Source organism: Coleofasciculus sp. A1-SPW-01 (genome assembly GCF_040217205.1).
GTDB classification, from domain to species: domain Bacteria; phylum Cyanobacteriota; class Cyanobacteriia; order Cyanobacteriales; family Coleofasciculaceae; genus Coleofasciculus; species Coleofasciculus chthonoplastes_A.
In genome coordinates, this window is record NZ_JAVJNP010000061.1 from 1 (window position 1) to 20,281 (window position 20,281).

Genomic DNA, 20,281 nt, shown 5'->3' on the forward strand with positions numbered 1-20,281 from the left:
CCAAAGCCCACCGATTTGACACCAACGGGTGAAGTCGCCTTGGGCTTCAGGTCCCCACAGTAACAGTAGGGAATGACCGAAGGTATCGGCGGGGGTGGAAACCGCCACAGTCAGGAAGTTACAGCCTTCCAAGTAGGAAGACGCTAAACCGTGGGTATACCAAGATGTCACAAAAGTTGTACCCGTCAGCCAAGCTCCAACCGCCAAGTAGGCGCAAGGGAGCAGGAGTAGACCTGACCAACCGATGAATACAAAGCGATCGCGCTTTAGCCAGTCATCGAGTGCGTCAAACCATCCTCTTTGGCTGGGAGCGCGTCCGACAGCTATTGTCATAACGTGTAGATCTCCAAGAATTTATAAGTACGAAAGAAAAGCCATCTTACTCGGTCAACCGACTCAGGCTGTGCCTAAGCAGATAATTGACCCGATTGTGAGTAAAGTTTACTTTTCTTTACGGTCTTGAACTTATCTTAAAAGAAATTTTCAAATTTTGCCACTGTTATTCGTCATTCGTCATTTGTCATTCGTCATTCGTCCTTCCCCAGCTCCCCCAGCTTCCCCAGCTCCCCCAGCTCCCCCAGCTCCCCCAGCTCCCTCTGCTCCCCCAGCTCCCCCAGCTCCCCCAGCTCCTCCACCCCTCCGCACCCCAGCTCCCTCATCTGTGCCAACTCCCGTCTAAGATAAGAGGGAGAGTATCGCGCTTGAGAGTAGCATGTTCACGATTGACTTGACTTTGAAAAACACGCCCTTCCCCTTATCCGTGCAACGGAAGTCAGCAGAAGCGGCGGAAGAAACTTACCAGGAAATTATGAAAGCAATGAGTTCGGGTAAACCTGAGTTCATGGAACTGACGTGTGAACACCAGTCCGATAAGAAAATTGGCGTTCTCACCAATGAGATCAGTGCGGTGATGATTTCTCAGAAATCTGGTGCTGTGGGGGCAGGGCGTACACCCGGTTTCTTTGCCTTAGCAGAAGAACAACAGTAATCACCAACGTCATGGTTCAAACCGCAATTACGGTACAGGATCTATGCTTCAGTTGGTCTAGTGGAGCATCGGTTTTAGACGCTTGCTCTCTAGAAGTTCCCAAGGGTGAGTTTTGGATGCTCTTGGGGACAAATGGCAGTGGTAAATCAACATTGTTGCGGTTGCTGGCTGGATTATTGTCACCTGATTCGGGTGAGATACAGATTTCGGGACTCATTGGATTTGTCTTCCAAAATCCTGACCATCAGCTGGTTATGCCGACAGTCGGTGCAGATGTGGCGTTTGGATTGGTGGAGGAGAAACTTTCGATCGCCCAAGTTCGCGCCCGCGTCACCGAAGCCTTAGCCGCTGTCAATTTGCTGGATTTACAACGACGCCCGATTTACGCTCTGAGTGGGGGACAAAAGCAGCGTATTGCTATTGCGGGTGCGATCGCGCGTCAGTCTGAGATCCTTTTATTGGATGAGCCAACAGCTTTGCTAGATCCCGATACTCAATTAGATCTGGTGGCTCAAGTCCAGCGCTTGGTCAAAAGTCGTGGGTTAACCGCCCTTTGGGTGACTCATCGGTTGGAAGAGTTGAATTACTGTGACGGCGCATTTTTGCTGGAAAATGGTCGGGTGGTAGCACAGGGAGAACCGGAGCGACTCAAGCAAAGGCTTCTGGGTGAGACAAAACTGTCATCATAAATTAATATAAAGAGGAGATTGAGAAAAATTAACAAAAAATATTAAATTAACCTTGAAAAATGCCCTCTCCCCCACCCCAGGTTACTTTACTGGTTGATGGTTATAACATCATCGGCACCGAGTCGAGTTTGACCAAGATGCGCGATCGCCATGGACTATTGGCAGCGCGGCAGGAATTAGTTGAGGTTTTAATTAACTATAGTGCCTTTCGCGGTTATAAAACTAAAGTCGTCTTTGACGCTCACTATCAACCGACTGGAACGCGCCACGAAGATATAACCCCCCATGTATCCATCTGCTATACAGATTTTGGTCAGACCGCCGATAGCTACATCGAAAAATTTTGTGCGGCTGTTCGCAGTAAACCGAAGCTGTTCAAGCAACGATTAATCGTCGCAACTTCAGATCGGGCGCAGCAGCTAACCGTTACTGGGTATGGGGCAGAATGGATGTCCTCGCAACAGTTAATTAGCGATGTTCATTGCACAAGTCGTCGAGTCCGCCACCGACAACGATCGCCCAAACAATCTCGCGGTCGTTTTTTAATGCATTCCCTTGACAAATCGGCACAACAACGGTTATCTGAATGGCGTCAAGGTATTCGCTGATACAGGGAAACGTCGCTCCCTCTTGAATTATTAACAAATCAATGTAGCTATTCAGAGGCTGTCTCGAAAAAAAAAGGTTGTTTGGGACGCCGATAGAATCCATTGGCACAAACAATGAGGCAATGAATATTACTCAGTATAATTGGGTAGAACCCCAGCCGCAAAAAAGACATCAGCTAATCTCAGATATTCTCAATTCCCTAGACGAGATCGTTTGGTCAGCGTCAGCCCACACGTATAAGCTACTGTATATTAATCAAGCTGCCGAGACTATTTTTGGCAGAACCCTTTGTGAACTGTATGATCAGCCAACTCTATGGGAGTTGATGATTCATCCCGATGATCGCCAGCGAGTGCAGCAGCAGTTTCAGAGTTTAGGAGAAAGCGGTAATCAAGCCGTAGAATACAGAATTGTCCGACCTGATGGGGAGGTGCGCTGGATACACAATCGCGTTTGTGCGATCGCGGATGAGACAGGTACTGTGATTCGGATTGATGGGATTGCTAGGGATATCACCAAACGCAAACAACTCGAAGCCCAACTCTGTCCCGAAAATGACCTACTCCAGGGCATCATGCAAACCAGTATAGCGGCGATTACCGTCGTTGATACTCAAGGTAACATCATCTTTGCCAACGCGCGATCGCAGCAAGTCCTCGGTTTGACTCAATCCGAATTAGTAGAACGTCGATACAACTGTCCTACTTGGCAGATTACTGATTTTCAAGGCGGACCCTTTCCAGAGGAACAACTACCATTCAAACAGGTGATGGTAACAGGTCAACCCGTTTTCGATGTCCAGCACGCGATTGAATGGGCGGATGGAACCCGTAAATACCTTTCGGTTAATGGCGCTCCCTTAAAAGATGCCGACGGAGTTATCACCCATATTGTTTTCTCGGTTACTGATATTAGTCACCACAAACACGTCGAAGAACAGTTATGCCACGATGCTTTACATGATAACTTAACCAGGTTACCGAATCGGACTCTATTTATGGAGCGGGTTAACCATGCAATTAAATTAGCCAAACGGAATCAGGATTATTTATTTGCGGTTCTGTTCCTGGATTTGGATCGCTTTAAAGTAGTGAATGATAGCTTGGGGCATGATGTCGGGGATCAACTCCTAACTGCCACCGCCCGTCAGCTAGAAAAGTGTGTACGAACCACTGACACCGTTGCCCATTTAAGTGGCGATGAATTTACGATTCTCCTAGAAGATATCAAAGATATAAAAGATGCTACTCGTGTAGCTGAGCGGATTCAGGCAACCTTAAAAGCCCCCTTTAACCTGAATAATCATGAAGTGTTTACGAGTGCTAGTATTGGCATTGCTCTCAGTTCCACAGGATATGAGCGCAGCGAAGATATCTTGCGGGATGCTGATATTGCCATGTATCGGGCGAAAGAACTCGGCAAAGCCCGTCATGAAATCTTTGATAAAATTATGCATGCTCGCGCCTTAGAATTGTTGAGATTGGAAAATGATTTGCGACGAGCATTGGAACGGCAGGAATTTGAAGTTTATTATCAACCGATCACGTCATTAGTAACAGGGATGCTAACCGGATTTGAAGCACTGGTGCGTTGGCGACATCCAGAACTTGGTTTAGTCTCTCCAGCAGAGTTTATCCCAGTTGCTGAAGATACTGGACTGATTATTCCTCTGGGAGAGTGGGTACTTCATGAAGCTTGTCGTCAACTGCGGATGTGGCACACCCAATTCCCTACACCAGAGCCATTGAAAATGAGTGTCAATTTATCGGGCAAACAGATTAAGGAGCCGGATCTAATTGAGCAAATTGATCATATTTTAGCAGAAACAGGTTTAGATGGCAGTTTTTTAAAGCTAGAAATTACTGAAAGTATCTTAATGGAAAATGCCGAAACAGTCACCAAGATGCTGCTACAATTGAGAGCCAGAAATATCCAGTTGTCAGTGGATGACTTTGGCACAGGATATTCATCCTTAAGTTACTTACATCGCTTTCCCGTGAACACTCTCAAGATTGATCGTTCTTTTGTTAGCAAGATGAATCCGAAAAATCGCAATACTGAGATTATCCGAACGATTATTACTCTCGCTCATAGTTTAAGAATGGATGTGATTGCTGAAGGGGTAGAAACTCTCGAACAATTGACTGAATTAAAACTATTAAACTGTGAACAAGGACAAGGGTATTTATTTTCCAAACCGTTAACTAAGTGTGCCGCCGGACTTTTATTAGGCGGAATTCCTCAGTGGTAAGTTGTGGAATAGATTTTACAATTAAAAACATTGACAGACCCCTGCTTTTGTCTTCGTGTAAGGGTGACCCACTTGCAAAAATCAACAACTATAGCAACCGCCATAGCGGTTAGGACACATCATTTATGTAGAGACGCGCCATGGCGCGTCTCTACAATGGTGCCGAAAGTCCTAATCGATGTGTCTACTGCTATACTTATTCAGCCAGCCCTATTCTCTTAATCTAAATAGCGGTTGAATCTCCTGTCCTGATTCCACAGTAATTGAGACAAAATTCGCCCAATATTCACCGCATCATCAACGCCGCGATGGTGTGTACCTTGCAACGACAGCTTGAGCAAAAACAGGGCTTTTAACATACCAACTTCCTTCTGTAACGAATGAGCCAGCGCAAACCATGTCTTCACATTGATATGTCGCGAGTCAAACGGATACTCAACGCCAAAGGATTGACATTGTTTTTGAAATTGATTTTTATCATACTCCCCATAACTTGCCCAAACTCGTTGATGGGATAAATACCGTTTTTGGAGACGTTCACAGGCTTGAGCAAAGGACATGCCTTGATCCACTTGTTCCTGAGTCAATGTAGTTAGCTCAGTACAGAATTCACTCACCGTTGAGCGTGCTGGTTTAACCAACATACTCTCTGTCTTAACAGCGGAATGGGAATGGCAATCCAGCAGACAAACGCCAATTTCGATAATTTCGCTTTCTTGTCCCGGTGGAGGTTTGCCTTGCCAACACGTCGCTTCGACATCAATAACCAGAATTTGGTCAATTTTTCTAGACATGGTTCTGCTGCTTCTCAGATTCTCTCACTAGGGCGGGTTGTGAAGTTAGAGGTTGTCTCCAAAGCGTTATCAGTCAAACCCGCCCCTACAACCTGGCTTACTTTGCTTTATTATGTATGGTTTAAGCAAATTTCATCATAAACGCCCTCAGACGCTAAGATGGGACTAATTTAACTTAACCGACATTTGAGATTTTAGAGAAATTGCTATCTGAGCCACTGATTTCTACCAAATTTCCGGGTGATATATTCAAACTCGCCAATGGGTTAACCGTCATTCACCAGCATTTACCCGCAACGCCTGTCGTTGTGGTTGATGTCTGGGTGAGGGCTGGGGCAATTGTCGAACCCGATGAATGGTGCGGGATGGCTCATTTTTTGGAACACATGATTTTCAAAGGGACACAGCGACTGGTTCCCGGTGCATTTGATCAGGTGATTGAACGTCATGGAGGGCTGACAAATGCGGCGACTAGCCACGATTATGCCCATTTCTTCATTACCACCGCCGCTCAATACCTTGACGAAACCTTACCCCCATTAGCGGACTTACTGTTATCGCCAGCGATTCCTGACATCGAATTTGATCGCGAACGAGATGTGGTTCTAGAAGAAATTCGCTCCTGTTACGACAATCCTGACTGGTTAGGTTTTCAGGCACTCTCAGAAATAATATACCAATATCACCCCTATAGGCGCTCGGTTTTGGGTAGCGAAGAACAATTAAGGGCGCACACGTCTGAGCAGATGCGCCGTTTCCACGGGAGTCACTACCAACCGGAGAATATGACAGTGGTGATTATTGGTGGGGTAGAACAAGAATCAGCGCTAAATTTAGTCAATCAGTCTTTTACCTCGTTTGCCACTCCTGGTGATTGTCCCCACTTAACCGCCGAAGCCGAACCCCCGATGACTGAGATTCGGCGTCAGGAACTGTATTTACCCCGAATTGAACAAGCCCGTCTATTTATGGCTTGGGTGGGACCCGGTGTGGATCAGTTAAAAGATGCTTATGGTTTAGATTTACTTTCGGTATTATTAGCCGATGGACGCTCATCCCGCTTAGTGAGACAATTGCGGGAAGAAGAACGACTGGTTCAAAATATTGGCAGTGGTTTTTCACTCCAGCGGGATTCGAGCTTGTTTACCATCAGCGCCTATCTTGATCCTGAGCATTTAGAACAAGTCGAAGCCTTGATTTGTCAGCATCTATTAGACCTACAGCAGACACCGATATCCTCTGAAGAAATCCGTCGCTGTCAGCGATTATTGTGTAATGACTATGTTTTCTCTACCGAAGCCGCTGGTCAAATTGCTGGATTGTATGGATATTACAACACGATCGCATCCGCAGAATTAGCCGTAACGTATCCCGCTCAAATTCAACGACTGACTCCCGTAGACTTGATGCACTTAGCGCAGCGTTATCTTTCTCCTTATCATTATGCCGTAACTGTTCTAAAACCCGTGAGTGAAGATTTGCTGATGGGAGAATTATTTTGAGAGACGCGCCATGGCGCGTCTCTACATGGTGCGTCTGTAGGGGCGGGTTTGACGACTATCGTTTCTTATCCTTACCCGGATGCAACTAAACCCACCCCGACCAAATTTTGAACTTTAAATTATCAATTATGCCTTCTAGTCTAACTGCCTCACCCCAACAGTCCATTATCCATCGCACGGTTTTAGATAATGGTATTGTCGTTATCGCTATCGAGAATTCAGCCGCTGATATTATTGCCTCTCGCCTATTTTTTCGCACGGGTAGCCAACGAGAACCACGAGATAAGGCAGGATTAACCCATCTCCTAGCGGCTGTTTTGACCAAAGGAACCCAAGACCTGACCTCAATTGAAATCGCCGAACGAGTCGAATCAGTCGGCGCTCAACTGAATACAGATGCCGCCACGGATTACTTTTTATTATCGCTGAAAACGGTATCCTCCGACTGGCTAGATATGTTAAAGCTAGCGGGGCAGATTTTGCGATCGCCTAGTTTCCCGGAAACTGAGGTAGAATTGGAACGCTATCTAACGATTCAGGATATTCGTTCCCAAAAAGAACAACCCTTTAGCGTTGCTTTTGAGCAGTTGCGACAGGCATTATATCAGGATCACCCCTATGCTGTCTCTGTATTGGGTACAGAAGCCACGGTTTCTGAATTGTTACCGACAGATTTAAAAGAGTATCATCAAACCTATTTCCGCCCGGATAACCTAGTTATTAGTGTCGCTGGGCGAATTTCACCGGAAGCCGCCGTACAGCAGATTGAACAAGTCTTTGGAGATTGGCAACCCCCCTCAACTCCCTTACCAACACTGACGTTACCCTTAATTACTCCTCAGCCGTGCCACGTTGTCACCCCTCAGGAAACCCAACAATCGGTGGTAATGCTGGGGTATTTAGCCTCATCAGTTACTGATCCAGATTATGGGGCGCTAAAACTGCTGAATACCTATCTAGGGAATGGGCTTTCGAGTCGCTTATTTGTGGAATTGCGGGAAAAACGAGGGTTAGCGTATGATGTTTCGGCGTTTTACCCCACGCGCCAGTGTGATTCCCTATTTGTGACGTATATGGGAACCGCCCCAGAAAATACAGTAATCGCGATGGAGGGATTGCGGACAGAAGTAGAACGCCTTTGCAGTTTAAGATTGAGTGAAGCGGAATTGCAAGCGGCTAAAAATAAACTTCTGGGTCAATATGCTTTAGGGAAACAAACTAATGCTCAACTTGCCCAGATTTATGGTTGGTATGAGACCCTAGGATTGGGAATTGAGTTTGATCTGAAGTTTCAGCAGCAGATTGCCCGAGTGACGCCAGAGATGGCACAAGCGGCGGCACAGCGTTTCTTTGGGGAACCTTATATTTCTTTAGTCGGTCCGACTGAAGCGATTAACCAGATTGTTTGAGATCTGATATTGAGATCCCCGACTTCGTAGGAGTTGTCGGGGATCGGTACTATTAATTCGATACATGTTTGAGGATAGTCAGAGGACCGACGTCTTTGAGACTCTGCATTTGCTGGGAATTGCGAACCAGCAGCGCCCCCGCAAAGCCAAGTGAATTGACGGAGATGGATTCAAACTCTTCTTGCGATCGCGGCACAAGCAGCATCCATTCTCGTGTGGCTAGCAGGTTGTAGGGGGCGGATTGTTTGATGCCCTCGTATGGCTTACCCACTGCTTCTAGAAGTCTGTGATAAGCGTCCAGAGTAGCTTTTGCGGCAACGTCTGGGGAGTCTATCCAACTGGGATCGAATCGGGTTAGGGCATGAACAAAGGGAAAACTGGGTATTGTACCTATTGAACCCTGGAAACTAGCCGATGCGATCGCGGGTTCGATGGGTAGCTTGGGTTTCTCTGGGGTGAGGGGTAAAGGAACAAGCTGTAAATGTTTGTGTCGCTGACTTGCACCCGCTATTTTGCCGCCGTTATAGAAGGCTAAGCCATCAATTTCCGCTAAACTTGTCCACATTGCCTGAAAATCAGATAAGGTGAGCCAATTATCTTGATCTTCATACTCTCGTGTGACGATCAGGAGGTGATAATCAACCACATTGAACTTATTTAACAGACACAGGTGAGTATCGGAAATATCAGCCACGAATAAATCTTCCTCGTAAGGGAGAAAGGGGTTAAAGTCAGCTTTTTTCTTCTGCTGCTGCTTCTTGGCTTTGGCTTTGCGATCCAGGTTAGAGACAATCCGCACCAGAAAGCGAATCCCATCCTGTTCGACAAACTCATACTCAGTTGCGATGGGTTGCAGTGCGCCGCATTGGAGGGCGTGTTCGGTTGTCTTTTGAACCGTTGACCATAATGTACCCGGTTTTAGGGTGAGTGTTTTCGGTTCAGTGGGTTTTTCTTCGGGCATAGTCAATTGTTATATCAGTCGTATGCGAATCCAATCTAGACGATCTGATGAATTTTGCCCAGAAATCGAGCGTTTCACCATCAAAAACCGTAATCAGTAATCAGCCATACTTTAGAGAGAGATCCCCGACTTGTTGAAGAAGTCGGGGATCTAAAAGTCGGAGATCTAGAAATCGGGGATCTGGTACATTAACTAATCGCCATAGGAGATTTGAGAATTGAGATTTCGGATTTGCTTACGAAAGGCTCGTAGGGCAGGACTTCTACCAATCGTGCTACTTTGGGTGAGAACGTCTGCTACGAGGTCTAAAATCGGTAGTCCTGGGAATGTGGGACTGGTAGAAACTGACTGATATTGTCCTGATTGTAAGGTATAAATCTTCAGTTCGCCGCGATCGCACAGCCAAAGTTCTGGCACTGCTAAGCTAATGTAACTCTCCATCTGAGTTTTCGAGGTGACATCCACTTCAATAGCCAGATCGGGCGGTGGATCAACTGATAAATCGATGCGCTCTTTACCCACCATGACTTGATGATTTTGGATGTAGAAGCATTCATCTGGTTCAATGCCGTAACCCATCTCTTGACGTTTGAAGGTGGTTGAACCAAAGCATTCACAGTCTATTTCTAATTCTTCTAATATAATTTTGACTAGATCACCAATAATCGATTTTTCTCGCTCATGTTTGGGTAGTGGCATCCGGATTTCTAATGTTTTCTGGCTGTAGGCAATTCGAGCGGTGCGTTTTTCACCCAACTCGTTCAAGATTTGTTCAAATTCTGACCAATCGACATCATGGATCAGCAATCGTTGACCGGGGGGTACGTCGAGTTGTCGGAGTTGAAGCGTGACCATGATGCAAAATCTAAACCTCTATCTTCTAGTTTAAGTAGTCGGGGTCGATTATTTGAACAGCCGTCAAGAAAATACCCAAGTATTTCTGCCGTACTGTTTAGGGAGCGATCGCGCTTATAATTCAGATCATGGGGAAGCAGTATCAGACCAATGAGCAACCATCCAGATTTTGACCAATACGACTATCACGTTCTTCAAGAGCTAAGACGCAACCGCGAAACCGGACGCATTACTTACTTGGCACAAGCCCTCAATTTCAACCAAAATCCTATCGTTTTATTTATAATTATGCAACCTACTACTAATAACTTAATGGGAAAAGTTAAAACGACCCTAGTTATCACTAATCGTATTGATCAAGCTAATGCCGAAGATGGTCTAATTCCTGCTGATCGAGTGCGCTCTATCACCTTAACTAAGGTTTTAGTCGATACGGGAGCCACAACCTTGTGTCTGCCTAAATCTATCATTAATCAGTTAGGATTAAAACTCCTTAAAGAAGTCGATGTCGCCACAGCTACGGGAATTGGCAAAGCGAGAATCTTTCAAGATGCCAAAATCTCTCTGTGTGGACGGGAGGGAACATTTGAATGTTTGGAACTTCCAGGAGGAAGTGATCCCTTACTAGGCGTTATCTCACTAGAAGCATTGGGAATTGAACTGGATTTGAAAAATCAAACCTTAAAACTCTTACCCATTAGCCCCACTGAAACGTATTTTACTATCCTTTAAGTCGGGCTGGCTGTACAACTCCAATATTTTCTGCTTTTTATCTCAACATAAAACCTAATTGCCACAAAATGCTTGCTAATGATTAATAATTGTTCTGCTCTATCATTCGAGCTTTTACTCATCACTGACAAAGCCGCTTGTCATCGGGCGGGTCGAACTGTAGAGCAAACTCTAACAAGTATCCTCAACGACATTAATTCTCGGTGTGTTGCTATACTTGTCCGTGATAAAAAAGCGACAATTTCAGAGATTGCTACTCTAATTAGTAACTTGAAGCCGTTAACTGACTCGACGGGTGTATTGTTGCTTGTACACAGTTATCCTCAATTAGCATTAGAATACAATCTGGCGGGAGTTCATCTATCATCAACGACAGCTATTGCACCTGTACGTCAACAACTTCCACCTGAGATGCTTATAGGAGTCTCGCGTCATGGAACCGACGCACTGGATCAGGATGATATTGGTTTGGCTAACTATGCTACGATTAGTCCAGTATACTCACCCTTGTCAAAACCAGAGGATCAGCGCAACACATTGGGCTTACAGGGGTTGAGAGATAGCGTTAAGCGCAGTTATCGCCCATTAGTCGCCCTCGGTGGAATTGAACCAGGGCGAGTGAGTGACGCGATCGCACAAGGGGCAAAAGCCGTTGCTGTCATTGGTGCGGTGATGGGGGCAGAAAATCCTGCTAGTGTGGTTCAATTATTACTCGATAAGGATACTCATCGGGCGGCAAAATAAAGAGTTAGAGGATTGAATTTTTACAGACATTCCGCCGCAACGTATCTACGGATTTGAACCACTAACGGCTAGTTCCGAATCTTATTCAGATGATATATCCTAACTAAGTAACTCACCCTAACGGCTATGAAACCTCTACTCACCTCGCTGATCGTCGCTCCACTATTTACTCTCTTGAGTTCAGCCATTGCTCTAGCTGAAGTCCGCACTCAAGTGATTGAATACCAACAGGGTGATACTATACTCCAAGGCTTTCTGGCTTACGATGACGAGATTCAGGGAAAGCGCCCTGGCGTGATGGTGGTTCACGCTTGGAAAGGATTGGGAGATTACGAGAAGCAACGGGCAAAACAGCTTGCTGAATTAGGGTATGTGGCATTTGCCGCTGATATTTATGGTAAGGGAATTCGACCCAAAACTAATGAAGAAGCCAGAGAACAAGCGACGATTTATCGATCCAATCGCCAATTAATGCGCGATCGCGCTCAGGCTGGATTACAAGTGTTGCAACAATATCCGTTGACGGATGGAAATCAAGTTGCCGCGATCGGCTATTGTTTTGGGGGCGGTACAGTATTAGAATTAGCCCGCAGTGGTGCGCCAGTGGCTGGGGTTGTTAGCTTCCATGGTAATTTAGATACACCCAATCCCGCAGATGCTCAAGCGATTAAAGGTAGAGTGCTGGTGTTGCATGGTGCAGCCGATCCTTTAGTTCCTGATGAGCAAGTTGACGCTTTTAAACGGGAAATGAATTATGCCAATGTAGACTGGCAAATGGTTATGTATGGTAATGCTGTTCACAGCTTTAGTGATCCGAATGCGGGGAATGATCCTTCAACGGGAGTGGCTTACAATGAGAAGGCAGATAAGCGCTCTTGGGCGGCAATGAATCGGTTTTTTGCTGAATTATTTCGCTAGATTTGTCTTATGTCTTATGTCATTTGAACCGCCGGATATGATATCGCTGATCAAGATAACCTGACTGGATGAGAACATCCGCGATCGGTGCGTTTGTAGTAAGCGCTTTAGCGCTTATGGTACACTTCATGCAACTACGAACTTAGTGTAAGGAGGATGCAGCGAATTAATCTGGTTGAAACTCGCTCGTTGCTGGTAACGTCAATGCTTCTGGAAAACATTGGCGTTGATCAAAGGATTGGTACTTTACACTATGCGTCGCATTTTTGGCATCCTACCTCTGGTATTTTTACTGCAAAGTCTTCCCGTTGTTGCCCAAGAGTCAACAACCCTTGACCCCGTTGAACAGGTAATCGTGGCTGGATGGATGACTCGCGATCGCGAGGGGGATTTTCAGGCACAACGAATCCTCAATCGGGCTGAATTAGCATCGATTTTAGTCAAAACCTTTGACTTAGAAAAACGAGTCTCCCAACCCGATGAACCTATTGCTGTTCTCGATGTGCCTACCTCTCACTGGGCATATCGCGATATTCAATTAGTCTTGCAAAATAATGTGATGACGGGTTACCGTCAGGGACGATTTTTTCCCAATCAACGGGTTACTCGCGCTGAAGCATTCTCTATTTTAGCTCAAGCCTATGGGGTGTTTCAGTTTCCAGAGGATACGGTGGCTGAACTGCTTTCCCGCTATCCCGATGCTGATAAAATACCAACTTGGGCAAGAAAGTCAATTGCCACGGCTCTGTATGAGGGGTTTGTTAATATCGATCCCCTGACTAATTCTATTGCTCCTCTCGCCCCGATGACTCGTGGAGATATGGCTTATGCGTTGAGTAAATATCTGGAACGACAAGAAACCACTGCGCCGATTCCTTGGACGATTGAGGAACCTGCGCCTATGTAACAAAACGTCGCGGAAACACCTTTTGACCCAATGATTTGAGTATAGGGCGATCCGAGCCGATTGAACAGAGTCCAGTTGTTCATTTTGGCAAACGGATCGCCCTCCATTCCTCTATGATGGGAAAGATCCGGTTTGGTTGCAGGAATACTCTGAACCATGAACCATGAACAATGTACAATCTTTGTTATTGCTCAGCTATTTTTGAACCTAATTTAGGAGAAAGAGTTATCCCATGGATTCTCAACCCTCTAATGATAATATACACACTCATTTAGTTTCAGCCGTGGTTGAGGCTACACTCAACCAAGATCAACCCCGTCTTAATAAACTCCTGAAAACCGCGCTATATGACATTCCTAGCGAACAACCGGAATCATTGCGAGCGCAAGTTGCCAGAAATTTCTTGATTCAAGTCGCTCAACGGTTAGAGGAATCCCTAGGAGCAAAGCATCATATTCTGGCTTGGTTTATGGTATATGTTGGGTTGGGAAACATACTACCAGAAGCAATTCAAGCGACGCAAATGGTTCTCAACGAAGGATTAAAACCGTTTGCCGATTTCTTTGTAGATCGTCAGGGGATTCATTTCTATAATCATGGCGATAAGGCGGACAATATTAATAAAATTCCGCCTCGCCTCTCTGAGTTTACCCAGATGACGGTGCGGATTTCTCAGGACGAAGTTCAGCAGGTTATGGGGAAATTCAGTCTATCGGAAGAGAAAGCCCGACAAGTGGTCTTAAATTTGAAAATATTGGAGCAAAAAATGAATGTACAGTTTCAACAATTATTGACGGTTTTAGATTCTAATCAAGCTTTGCTGAATCAGGTGATGACATTGGATTTAAGTAAACCAGATAATCCCAATAGTTTTGGCATGTAACAATGATGCAGAAGGCATAAGAGTGTAAGCGTTCGGATATCTGCTCAATAAATACTGAATCAGGGGTTTAATCATGGGATGGAAGAGGCTTGGATGCACTACCTTGGTAAGTATTTTTGTTGGTGTCTCAGTTCCGTTGCGATTAAATTCAACTGAATTATTCTCCAAAACACCTCTGTTGGCGTTCTCAACTAATGCCCGTAAAGCCGAGGCGGAGCGATGGTTAAACCAAGGGATTGAACAGTTGCGCCAGCAGGAATTGGATGCGGCGATACAGTCGAGCCAGCAAGCATTAACTCTCTATCAGGATAGTCGCGATCGCGTGGGTATAGCCGAGTCTTTAAATTATCTGGGATGGGGATTATATCAAAACGGTCAATATCAAGCCGCTGAGCAAATGTTACGCCAAGGAATTCAGAGTTTGGCATCGGTATCACCGCATCCTAAAAGCCAGGATATCCAATCCCAACGATTAGAAACACAGGCAGCAATTTATCAGCTATTGCAAAAAGTATTAATTGCTCAGGGTAAAATTAAGGAAGCACTTTTAGTGTCTGAGCAGAGTCGGGTGAGGTGGGTGAGCGAATTAGTAAACAGGGGTGATCCTAACGGGTCAACAATTACGGCGGCTATGGCAGAACCAACCATTGAGCAGATTCAACAGATTGCCCAAGAGCGAAACGCCACTCTGATCGAATACTCGATTATTGATAATCCCTTGGCTGAGGCGAATCAATCTGAAGAACTCTTTATATGGGTGATTGAACCAACCGGAAAAATCACCTTTCGCCAGAGCAATCTTACTCAACTTGGGCAGAAAGAAAAAACTACCCTAACAGACTATGTAAGCAATATCCGTCAATCCCTCGCCGCTTCCCAGTGGGGTGTTGGTTTATCTCGGCGTAAAATACCACCGTTTAGGCAATTGTATCAGGTTTTAATTGAACCGATCGCGGATAAATTGCCCACTGATCCTAACGCTCATGTTATCTTCATTCCCCAACAATCTCTGTTGATGATTCCCTTTTCCCCTCTACAAGATGAGTTGGGTAATTATTTGCTGGAAAAACACACAATTTTAACCGCTCCAGCGATAATGGTATTGGATATTACCCGGCGAACTCGGGGGAATATTCCCGACTCTGTGCAACAATGGTTAGTCGTGGGAAATCCTCACCCCATGCCTGGAGAGTTCTCGCCCTTACCTGCTGCTGAACAAGAAGCTCAGGCAATTGCATCTTTAGTGAATACCCAAGCGATTACGGGAGAGGTAGCCACTAAAGCAGAGATTGTGCCGCAGATGCCCGCGTCACGAGTGATTCATCTCGCCACTCATGGTATATTTGATGAACAGCAAGGATGGGAAAGTGCGATCGCGTTAGCACCAACGCAGACGGATAATGGCTGGCTAACGGCAAGAGAAATCCTGGATTTAAACCTAAATGCTGAGTTAGTGGTTCTCAGCGCTTGTAATACGGGGCGAGGGAGTATTAGTGGGGATGGCTTGGCTAGCTTATCTAGTGCTTTGATTGCATCGGGGGCGTCTAGTGTGATTGTCTCTTTATGGTCAATTCCTGACTCACCAACCGCCTTCTTAATGCAGGAATTTTATGCCAATTTACAGCAAAATTCCGACAAAGCCCAAGCTTTACGAAAAGCGATGTTAACCACGATGGAAAAACATCCCGATCTCCGGGATTGGGCAGCATTTACGTTAATTGGTGAAAGCATTCCGTAGTAGCCAATCGCCCACAGACTAGAAGTCTGGGGCTATACAAACTAAGTCCGCCAGGTAAGGACTCAATTTAGCCTGCGGAGGCAGGCTTTGTTTGTGTAGCAGCGATTTCAATCGCCTCCTCTTGCTCCCAGCCGCCGCCTAATTCCGGTTCTCTACAAAGATTGCGAAAAGCCATTTTTTCTCCAATCTTTTCTCCACGTTAGTATTAATGACGATAACTATGAGCAGGGATTTCAACAACTGATCCGAGGGATGCGGGGGGAGTCGGGAAAGCCGCCGCTTAAGGGTGAGACGACGCCTCCGCCTGTTCCGGCTTCAACTCTAGCCCAGGTGTCATCCGGTGTTGCATCGAGAATTCTGGCGTTTAAGCTGCTCAAATGCCTGCTTCCAGCTCAGTTTGATTCTGTCAGGGTTCGCGAAAGGAACTCTAGCGCAGCATTTGTCCAGATTCTTCGCTTCGCTCAGAATGACAAGATAGAACACTCAGCATGACAGAATAAGCTGCTCGGCATTTAAACCTTAATATTAGTCATAGCGAAATCCCTGTAGTGCGAGCATCTTGCTCGCTACCCATTCCCAATTTAAATGCATGACAGGATAGAACACTCAGCATGACAGGATAGAACGCCCAGAATGACAAGATAGAACACTCAGCATGACATGATAGAAGGTAAGTTGGTATCAGGTGGATAGGGTTGAATGGATGGTCGAGGCGAACTACTACAGCGTCTGAAAAGGCTGAATCAGGCTCAATTTGAAGAAGTGCTGTTCCGGTTGGGAATTGACCCGGCGATTATTCCCAGCCAGTTTGCTGAGCAATCGCTGCGAGCTATCCGAGTTATTCAACGGCTGGAGCAAGAGACAGAGGGATTTGAACGCCTCAATCAAACCCTGGCTGAATCGGCTATTTCCATCATTGGTGAGCAGTATATCGGCTACGAGATATAGCAACCGCCATAGCGGTTAGGACACATCATTTATGTAGAGACGCGCCATGGCGCGTCTCTACAATGGTGCCTTTGTCCTAATCAATGTGTCTACTGCTATAGAAGCTCAAGTTAAGGGAATTGTTCATGAGTATCTCCAGCAGCCCTTTGAAGGGCGAGAGGAGGAGCAGCGTCAGCTTGATGAGTTTGTGCAGAATAATTCCAAGGGGGTGCTGTTAGTAAGTAACCAGTGCGGCGGGTTGCTGAGGCGTTGGCGGCGATTGTGGGAGTGGAGGGATGAGAGATGGGGTTGTAGAGGTTTCTAGATATTTTCCCCCTCATCCCCTAACCCCTTCTCCCACCGTGGGGAGAAGGGGAATTGGAACAATTAATGATAAAAAATGTAGGTGACTACGCCTGCAATATAACACCTTTCTTGCTCCCCTCTATAGGCGCACGTCAGTTTAGGGCGCACGTCTGTGCGCCCCTACGGTTAACGCCTGACTAACTTCTTCGTCACCTTCCGCAACCGCACCGACTCGGGCGTGACTTCCACCAATTCTTCGGGTCCGATATATTCCAACGCCCGTTCCAAACTCATCTCGGCTGGCGCTTGCAATTGCACCAATTCATCCCCTGTGGCGGAACGATGGTTGGTTAACTGCTTAGTCTTACAAACATTCAAATCCAAATCTTGAGGACGGTTGTGTTCGCCAACAATCATCCCCTTGTAAACCCGCGTCCCCGGTGTAATAAAGAATACACCTCGGTCTTCGCCATTTTTCAAGGAATAGAATGTCGCTACCCCTTCCTCAAAAGCAATAATCACCCCATTGCGGCGGGTTTCCACATCACCGGAAATCGGACGATAATCCAAGAAACTGTGATTCATGATCCCGTCTCCACGAGTCAGGCGCATAAACTCACCCCGGAAGCCAATTAAACCCCGTGCGGGAATCACAAATTCCAATTGAGTGCGACCATTACCACTAACGTGCATATTCTGCATTTCGCCCTTGCGCTGACCCAAGCGTTCAATACAGCCACCTACGGCTTCTTCGGGAATGTCTAGCGCCAAGACTTCGTAAGGTTCGCAGGGTTGACCTTTGACTTCCCGATAAATCACTTGTGGCTGAGACACCTGAAACTCGTACCCTTCCCGGCGCATGGTTTCAATCAGGATACCTAGGTGTAATTCCCCCCGCCCAGAAACTAAAAATTTATCTGGAGAATCGGTTTCATCCACACGCAGAGCCACATTCGTCTCTAATTCTCGCATTAAGCGATCGCGCAATTGTCGGGAAGTCACGTAATCCCCTTCCTGACCCGCAAACGGCGAATCGTTCACCGAGAATGTCATCTGCAATGTCGGTTCATCTACCTTAATTAACGGTAAGGCTTGGGGTTCATTGGGACAGGTAATCGTCTCGCCGATATTGGCATTAGCAAACCCCGCCACCGCGACAATATTTCCGGCGAAGGCTTCCTCTAAATCAACCCGCTGGAGTCCTTCAAACCCCATGAGTTTGCTAATTTTAGTCTTGACAATTTCCCCGCTTTCTGTAACTAAAACCGCTTGCTGACCCGCTTTAATTACGCCATTATGGATTTTGCCAATTACAATTCGACCCAGATAATCCGAATAATCCAGCGTCGTGACTTGCAATTGCAGAGGCTTGCTCACATCACCCACAGGCGGCGGAACATGGCGCAGGATGGATTCAAACAAGGGTTGCACATCCACGCCTTCGTCCTTTAAATCGGCTTTAGCGTACCCTTGTAACCCAGACGCAAACAGATAGGGAAACTCACACTGATCATCATCCGCCCCCAATTCAATAAACAAATCCAGGACTTTATCCACAGCACCGTAGGGATCAGCTTGAGGACGGTCAATTTTATTCACCACCACAATCGGGCGCAGTCCTTTTTCCAAGGCTTTTTTCAGGACGAACCGGGTTTGGGGCATCGGTCCTTCATTGGCATCCACAATCAGGATACAACCATCCACCATACCCAATACCCGTTCCACTTCCCCACCAAAATCGGCGTGACCAGGAGTATCAACGATATTGATTAAGATTTCTTTATAGTGAACGGCTGTATTTTTAGACAGAATCGTAATTCCCCGCTCTCGCTCCAAATCATTGGAGTCCATAACGCAATCAGGAACCTCTTCCCCTTCACGGAAGATACCGGATTGTTTGAGCAGGGCGTCAACCAAGGTGGTTTTGCCGTGATCGACGTGGGCAATAATGGCAACGTTGCGAATCGGAAGAGTCATAAAGGCGTTAGGGAGTGATTTGAGAGAGATTGATTCTACTATAAGTTTCTTAATAATTGTAGCTTACTGAGAGGGGGAGCTAGGGGGCTAAGGTACAGGGTGGTAGGGGCGGGTTTTACGACTATCTTTTCGGTTGCACCCAGATGCGACTAAACCCGCCCCGATTCAGCCCAAGAGATTGTACTGTTCTGGGCGCACGTCTGTCATTGGTGTCAACTTAAGCTAAACCCCTCTCCCCCAGCCCCTCTCCCACGCCGGGGAGAGGGGAGCAAGAAGGAAGAGATGTTCTAGATGTGATGCTAGAAGCTTCTTTATACCCCTTCTCCATCAAACAAAAGCGAAGCATCTTTTGTCATCCCCCCTCCTCGTAGGCTCACAAGGGTAGGTTTTTTAAGATTGCGGTTCAGGTAAGACAAGGTAGACAGGTAGACCATCACTTCGACTTCGCTCAGCGACCGTAGACAAGGAAGAGTGAGAACGAAAAATAGGGCGTTTCGGCTTTTAGAAGTTAGCTTGACCGAACCAAATGCTGTACGGTTTTCCCCCCTTGTCTTCTTTCCATCCTTGTCCTCCTTGTCTTGTCCCCACCTAAGAGTAAAAAACCTACACCTGTCAGTAGGGGGGAACGAGGGGAGTCCGGAGAAGGGGTTAGGGGATGAGGGTGAAAAGCTTGCCAGTCGTGCTTTTGGCGCTTAAGTTGATACCAATGCACGTCGGTGCGCCCCTACGGTGTGGCTGATTGACAATCGTGCAATAGATGAGATATATCCGGCTTGATTTCAGAAGTCGAATGATTCTCTCTCCTTTATATAAATGCTTCGCAGCCACTCTAGGGTTGCGCCAGATAGTCCAAATTGAATCCGGTTCACTAATTCTCCCCATTGATACAGTTCTGACAGAGAAAGGGATTGCTGAAACTTCTGCTGATAAAATTTCGCCCAAAAGTCCGGTGCTTTGTACCGATTCTTGCGCCAGCGCCTGCGCCAACAGAGGGTATCTTTCAGCGTGGGCGAGTCTACGCCTACAATTGGCGGGATATCGGCGTAACTGATAAACGTGCTGACTCCCTTGCCAACTAAATGTCGGCAGGG

At 46.4% G+C, this 20,281-nt stretch carries 21 protein-coding genes and 1 pseudogene; 15 read left to right on the forward strand and 7 right to left on the reverse strand.

What is annotated here, in order from left to right:
- Both RH949_RS09820 and RH949_RS09825 read right to left on the reverse strand, forming a co-directional pair.
- Positions 1-333: pseudogene (locus RH949_RS09820) on the reverse strand (photosystem II D2 protein (photosystem q(a) protein)); the annotation flags it as partial.
- Positions 334-513: 180 nt separating this feature from the next.
- Positions 514-645 (reverse strand): hypothetical protein, encoded by a 132-nt coding sequence (locus RH949_RS09825; protein WP_006106531.1) that lies wholly within the window; start codon positions 643-645, stop codon positions 514-516.
- A 67-nt stretch (positions 646-712) separates the two neighbouring features.
- Between RH949_RS09825 and RH949_RS09830 the strand changes: the two genes are divergently transcribed.
- The 4 genes from RH949_RS09830 (at position 713) to RH949_RS09845 (ending at position 4,537) form a co-directional block, all read left to right on the forward strand.
- Complete coding sequence (locus RH949_RS09830) at positions 713-988, forward strand: hypothetical protein (RefSeq protein WP_006106524.1); 276 nt, start codon at positions 713-715, stop codon at positions 986-988.
- Positions 989-999: 11 nt separating this feature from the next.
- On the forward strand, positions 1,000-1,677 hold the full coding sequence (locus RH949_RS09835; RefSeq protein WP_006106537.1) for an energy-coupling factor ABC transporter ATP-binding protein: 678 nt from the start codon (positions 1,000-1,002) through the stop codon (positions 1,675-1,677).
- Between the two features lie 59 nt (positions 1,678-1,736).
- A complete protein-coding gene (locus RH949_RS09840; protein ID WP_446352761.1) occupies positions 1,737-2,285 on the forward strand; it encodes an NYN domain-containing protein in 549 nt (182 codons plus the stop codon).
- 122 nt (positions 2,286-2,407) lie between these two features.
- Positions 2,408-4,537 carry a putative bifunctional diguanylate cyclase/phosphodiesterase gene (locus tag RH949_RS09845; protein WP_446352763.1) on the forward strand — a complete coding sequence of 710 codons (2,130 nt, stop codon included), beginning with the start codon at positions 2,408-2,410 and terminating at the stop codon, positions 4,535-4,537.
- Positions 4,538-4,755: 218 nt separating this feature from the next.
- Here the strand turns inward: RH949_RS09845 and RH949_RS09850 are convergent, their stop codons facing one another.
- Entirely contained in the window at positions 4,756-5,331 is a 576-nt protein-coding gene (locus RH949_RS09850) for an exonuclease domain-containing protein (protein WP_446352765.1), read from the reverse strand.
- A gap of 203 nt (positions 5,332-5,534) precedes the next feature.
- Between RH949_RS09850 and RH949_RS09855 the strand changes: the two genes are divergently transcribed.
- Together RH949_RS09855 and RH949_RS09860 are read left to right on the forward strand one after the other, a co-directional pair.
- Positions 5,535-6,833, forward strand: a complete 1,299-nt coding sequence (locus tag RH949_RS09855; RefSeq protein WP_446352767.1) for a M16 family metallopeptidase — start codon at positions 5,535-5,537, stop codon at positions 6,831-6,833.
- 128 nt (positions 6,834-6,961) lie between these two features.
- Positions 6,962-8,242, forward strand: a complete 1,281-nt coding sequence (locus tag RH949_RS09860) for a M16 family metallopeptidase (RefSeq protein WP_006106512.1) — start codon at positions 6,962-6,964, stop codon at positions 8,240-8,242.
- A gap of 52 nt (positions 8,243-8,294) precedes the next feature.
- Here the strand turns inward: RH949_RS09860 and RH949_RS09865 are convergent, their stop codons facing one another.
- Positions 8,295-9,203: an ATP adenylyltransferase family protein gene (locus tag RH949_RS09865; protein ID WP_446352770.1), complete on the reverse strand. Its 909-nt coding sequence runs from the start codon at positions 9,201-9,203 to the stop codon at positions 8,295-8,297.
- A 192-nt stretch (positions 9,204-9,395) separates the two neighbouring features.
- Entirely contained in the window at positions 9,396-10,058 is a 663-nt protein-coding gene (locus tag RH949_RS09870) for a Uma2 family endonuclease (protein WP_006106530.1), read from the reverse strand.
- A 288-nt stretch (positions 10,059-10,346) separates the two neighbouring features.
- Between RH949_RS09870 and RH949_RS09875 the strand changes: the two genes are divergently transcribed.
- The 6 genes from RH949_RS09875 to RH949_RS09900 all read left to right on the forward strand — a co-directional run bounded on the left by RH949_RS09875 (position 10,347) and on the right by RH949_RS09900 (position 15,980).
- A complete protein-coding gene (locus RH949_RS09875; RefSeq protein ID WP_446352905.1) occupies positions 10,347-10,790 on the forward strand; it encodes a retroviral-like aspartic protease family protein in 444 nt (147 codons plus the stop codon).
- 78 nt (positions 10,791-10,868) lie between these two features.
- Positions 10,869-11,534 (forward strand): thiamine phosphate synthase, encoded by a 666-nt coding sequence (locus RH949_RS09880; protein WP_446352772.1) that lies wholly within the window; start codon positions 10,869-10,871, stop codon positions 11,532-11,534.
- Positions 11,535-11,660: 126 nt separating this feature from the next.
- On the forward strand, positions 11,661-12,452 hold the full coding sequence (locus tag RH949_RS09885; RefSeq protein WP_006106539.1) for a dienelactone hydrolase family protein: 792 nt from the start codon (positions 11,661-11,663) through the stop codon (positions 12,450-12,452).
- Positions 12,453-12,705: 253 nt separating this feature from the next.
- Entirely contained in the window at positions 12,706-13,359 is a 654-nt protein-coding gene (locus tag RH949_RS09890; RefSeq protein WP_446352774.1) for an S-layer homology domain-containing protein, read from the forward strand.
- 232 nt (positions 13,360-13,591) lie between these two features.
- A complete protein-coding gene (locus RH949_RS09895; RefSeq protein WP_006106515.1) occupies positions 13,592-14,242 on the forward strand; it encodes a hypothetical protein in 651 nt (216 codons plus the stop codon).
- Positions 14,243-14,345: 103 nt separating this feature from the next.
- Positions 14,346-15,980 (forward strand): CHAT domain-containing protein, encoded by a 1,635-nt coding sequence (locus tag RH949_RS09900; protein WP_446352777.1) that lies wholly within the window; start codon positions 14,346-14,348, stop codon positions 15,978-15,980.
- 233 nt (positions 15,981-16,213) lie between these two features.
- On the opposite strand, the gene RH949_RS09905 is transcribed toward RH949_RS09900, so the two are convergent.
- A complete protein-coding gene (locus RH949_RS09905; protein WP_446352779.1) occupies positions 16,214-16,357 on the reverse strand; it encodes a hypothetical protein in 144 nt (47 codons plus the stop codon).
- Between the two features lie 322 nt (positions 16,358-16,679).
- Here RH949_RS09905 and RH949_RS09910 point away from each other — a divergent pair, with 322 nt between their 5' ends.
- Positions 16,680-16,928 carry a hypothetical protein gene (locus RH949_RS09910; protein ID WP_006106525.1) on the forward strand — a complete coding sequence of 83 codons (249 nt, stop codon included), beginning with the start codon at positions 16,680-16,682 and terminating at the stop codon, positions 16,926-16,928.
- Between the two features lie 46 nt (positions 16,929-16,974).
- Entirely contained in the window at positions 16,975-17,232 is a 258-nt protein-coding gene (locus RH949_RS09915; RefSeq protein WP_446352781.1) for a hypothetical protein, read from the forward strand.
- Positions 17,233-17,399: 167 nt separating this feature from the next.
- Here the strand turns inward: RH949_RS09915 and typA are convergent, their stop codons facing one another.
- Positions 17,400-19,190 (reverse strand): translational GTPase TypA, encoded by a 1,791-nt coding sequence (gene typA / locus RH949_RS09920; protein ID WP_446352783.1) that lies wholly within the window; start codon positions 19,188-19,190, stop codon positions 17,400-17,402.
- A 790-nt stretch (positions 19,191-19,980) separates the two neighbouring features.
- On the opposite strand from typA, the gene RH949_RS09925 reads away from it, so the two are divergent.
- Entirely contained in the window at positions 19,981-20,241 is a 261-nt protein-coding gene (locus tag RH949_RS09925; RefSeq protein ID WP_446352785.1) for a hypothetical protein, read from the forward strand.
- The last annotated feature ends 40 nt before the right edge of the window (positions 20,242-20,281 follow it).

Coding starts and splice junctions, on each gene's coding strand:
- RH949_RS09830 (WP_006106524.1), top strand. CDS start 713: ATGTTCACGATTGACTTGACTTTGAAAAACACGCCCTTCCCCTTATCC.
- RH949_RS09835 (WP_006106537.1), top strand. CDS start 1,000: ATGGTTCAAACCGCAATTACGGTACAGGATCTATGCTTCAGTTGGTCT.
- RH949_RS09840 (WP_446352761.1), top strand. CDS start 1,737: ATGCCCTCTCCCCCACCCCAGGTTACTTTACTGGTTGATGGTTATAAC.
- RH949_RS09845 (WP_446352763.1), top strand. CDS start 2,408: ATGAATATTACTCAGTATAATTGGGTAGAACCCCAGCCGCAAAAAAGA.
- RH949_RS09850 (WP_446352765.1), bottom strand. CDS start 5,331: ATGTCTAGAAAAATTGACCAAATTCTGGTTATTGATGTCGAAGCGACG.
- RH949_RS09860 (WP_006106512.1), top strand. CDS start 6,962: ATGCCTTCTAGTCTAACTGCCTCACCCCAACAGTCCATTATCCATCGC.
- RH949_RS09865 (WP_446352770.1), bottom strand. CDS start 9,203: ATGCCCGAAGAAAAACCCACTGAACCGAAAACACTCACCCTAAAACCG.
- RH949_RS09870 (WP_006106530.1), bottom strand. CDS start 10,058: ATGGTCACGCTTCAACTCCGACAACTCGACGTACCCCCCGGTCAACGA.
- RH949_RS09875 (WP_446352905.1), top strand. CDS start 10,347: ATGCAACCTACTACTAATAACTTAATGGGAAAAGTTAAAACGACCCTA.
- RH949_RS09880 (WP_446352772.1), top strand. CDS start 10,869: ATGATTAATAATTGTTCTGCTCTATCATTCGAGCTTTTACTCATCACT.
- RH949_RS09885 (WP_006106539.1), top strand. CDS start 11,661: ATGAAACCTCTACTCACCTCGCTGATCGTCGCTCCACTATTTACTCTC.
- RH949_RS09890 (WP_446352774.1), top strand. CDS start 12,706: ATGCGTCGCATTTTTGGCATCCTACCTCTGGTATTTTTACTGCAAAGT.
- RH949_RS09895 (WP_006106515.1), top strand. CDS start 13,592: ATGGATTCTCAACCCTCTAATGATAATATACACACTCATTTAGTTTCA.
- RH949_RS09910 (WP_006106525.1), top strand. CDS start 16,680: ATGGATGGTCGAGGCGAACTACTACAGCGTCTGAAAAGGCTGAATCAG.
- RH949_RS09915 (WP_446352781.1), top strand. CDS start 16,975: ATGGCGCGTCTCTACAATGGTGCCTTTGTCCTAATCAATGTGTCTACT.
- typA (WP_446352783.1), bottom strand. CDS start 19,190: ATGACTCTTCCGATTCGCAACGTTGCCATTATTGCCCACGTCGATCAC.
- RH949_RS09925 (WP_446352785.1), top strand. CDS start 19,981: ATGATTCTCTCTCCTTTATATAAATGCTTCGCAGCCACTCTAGGGTTG.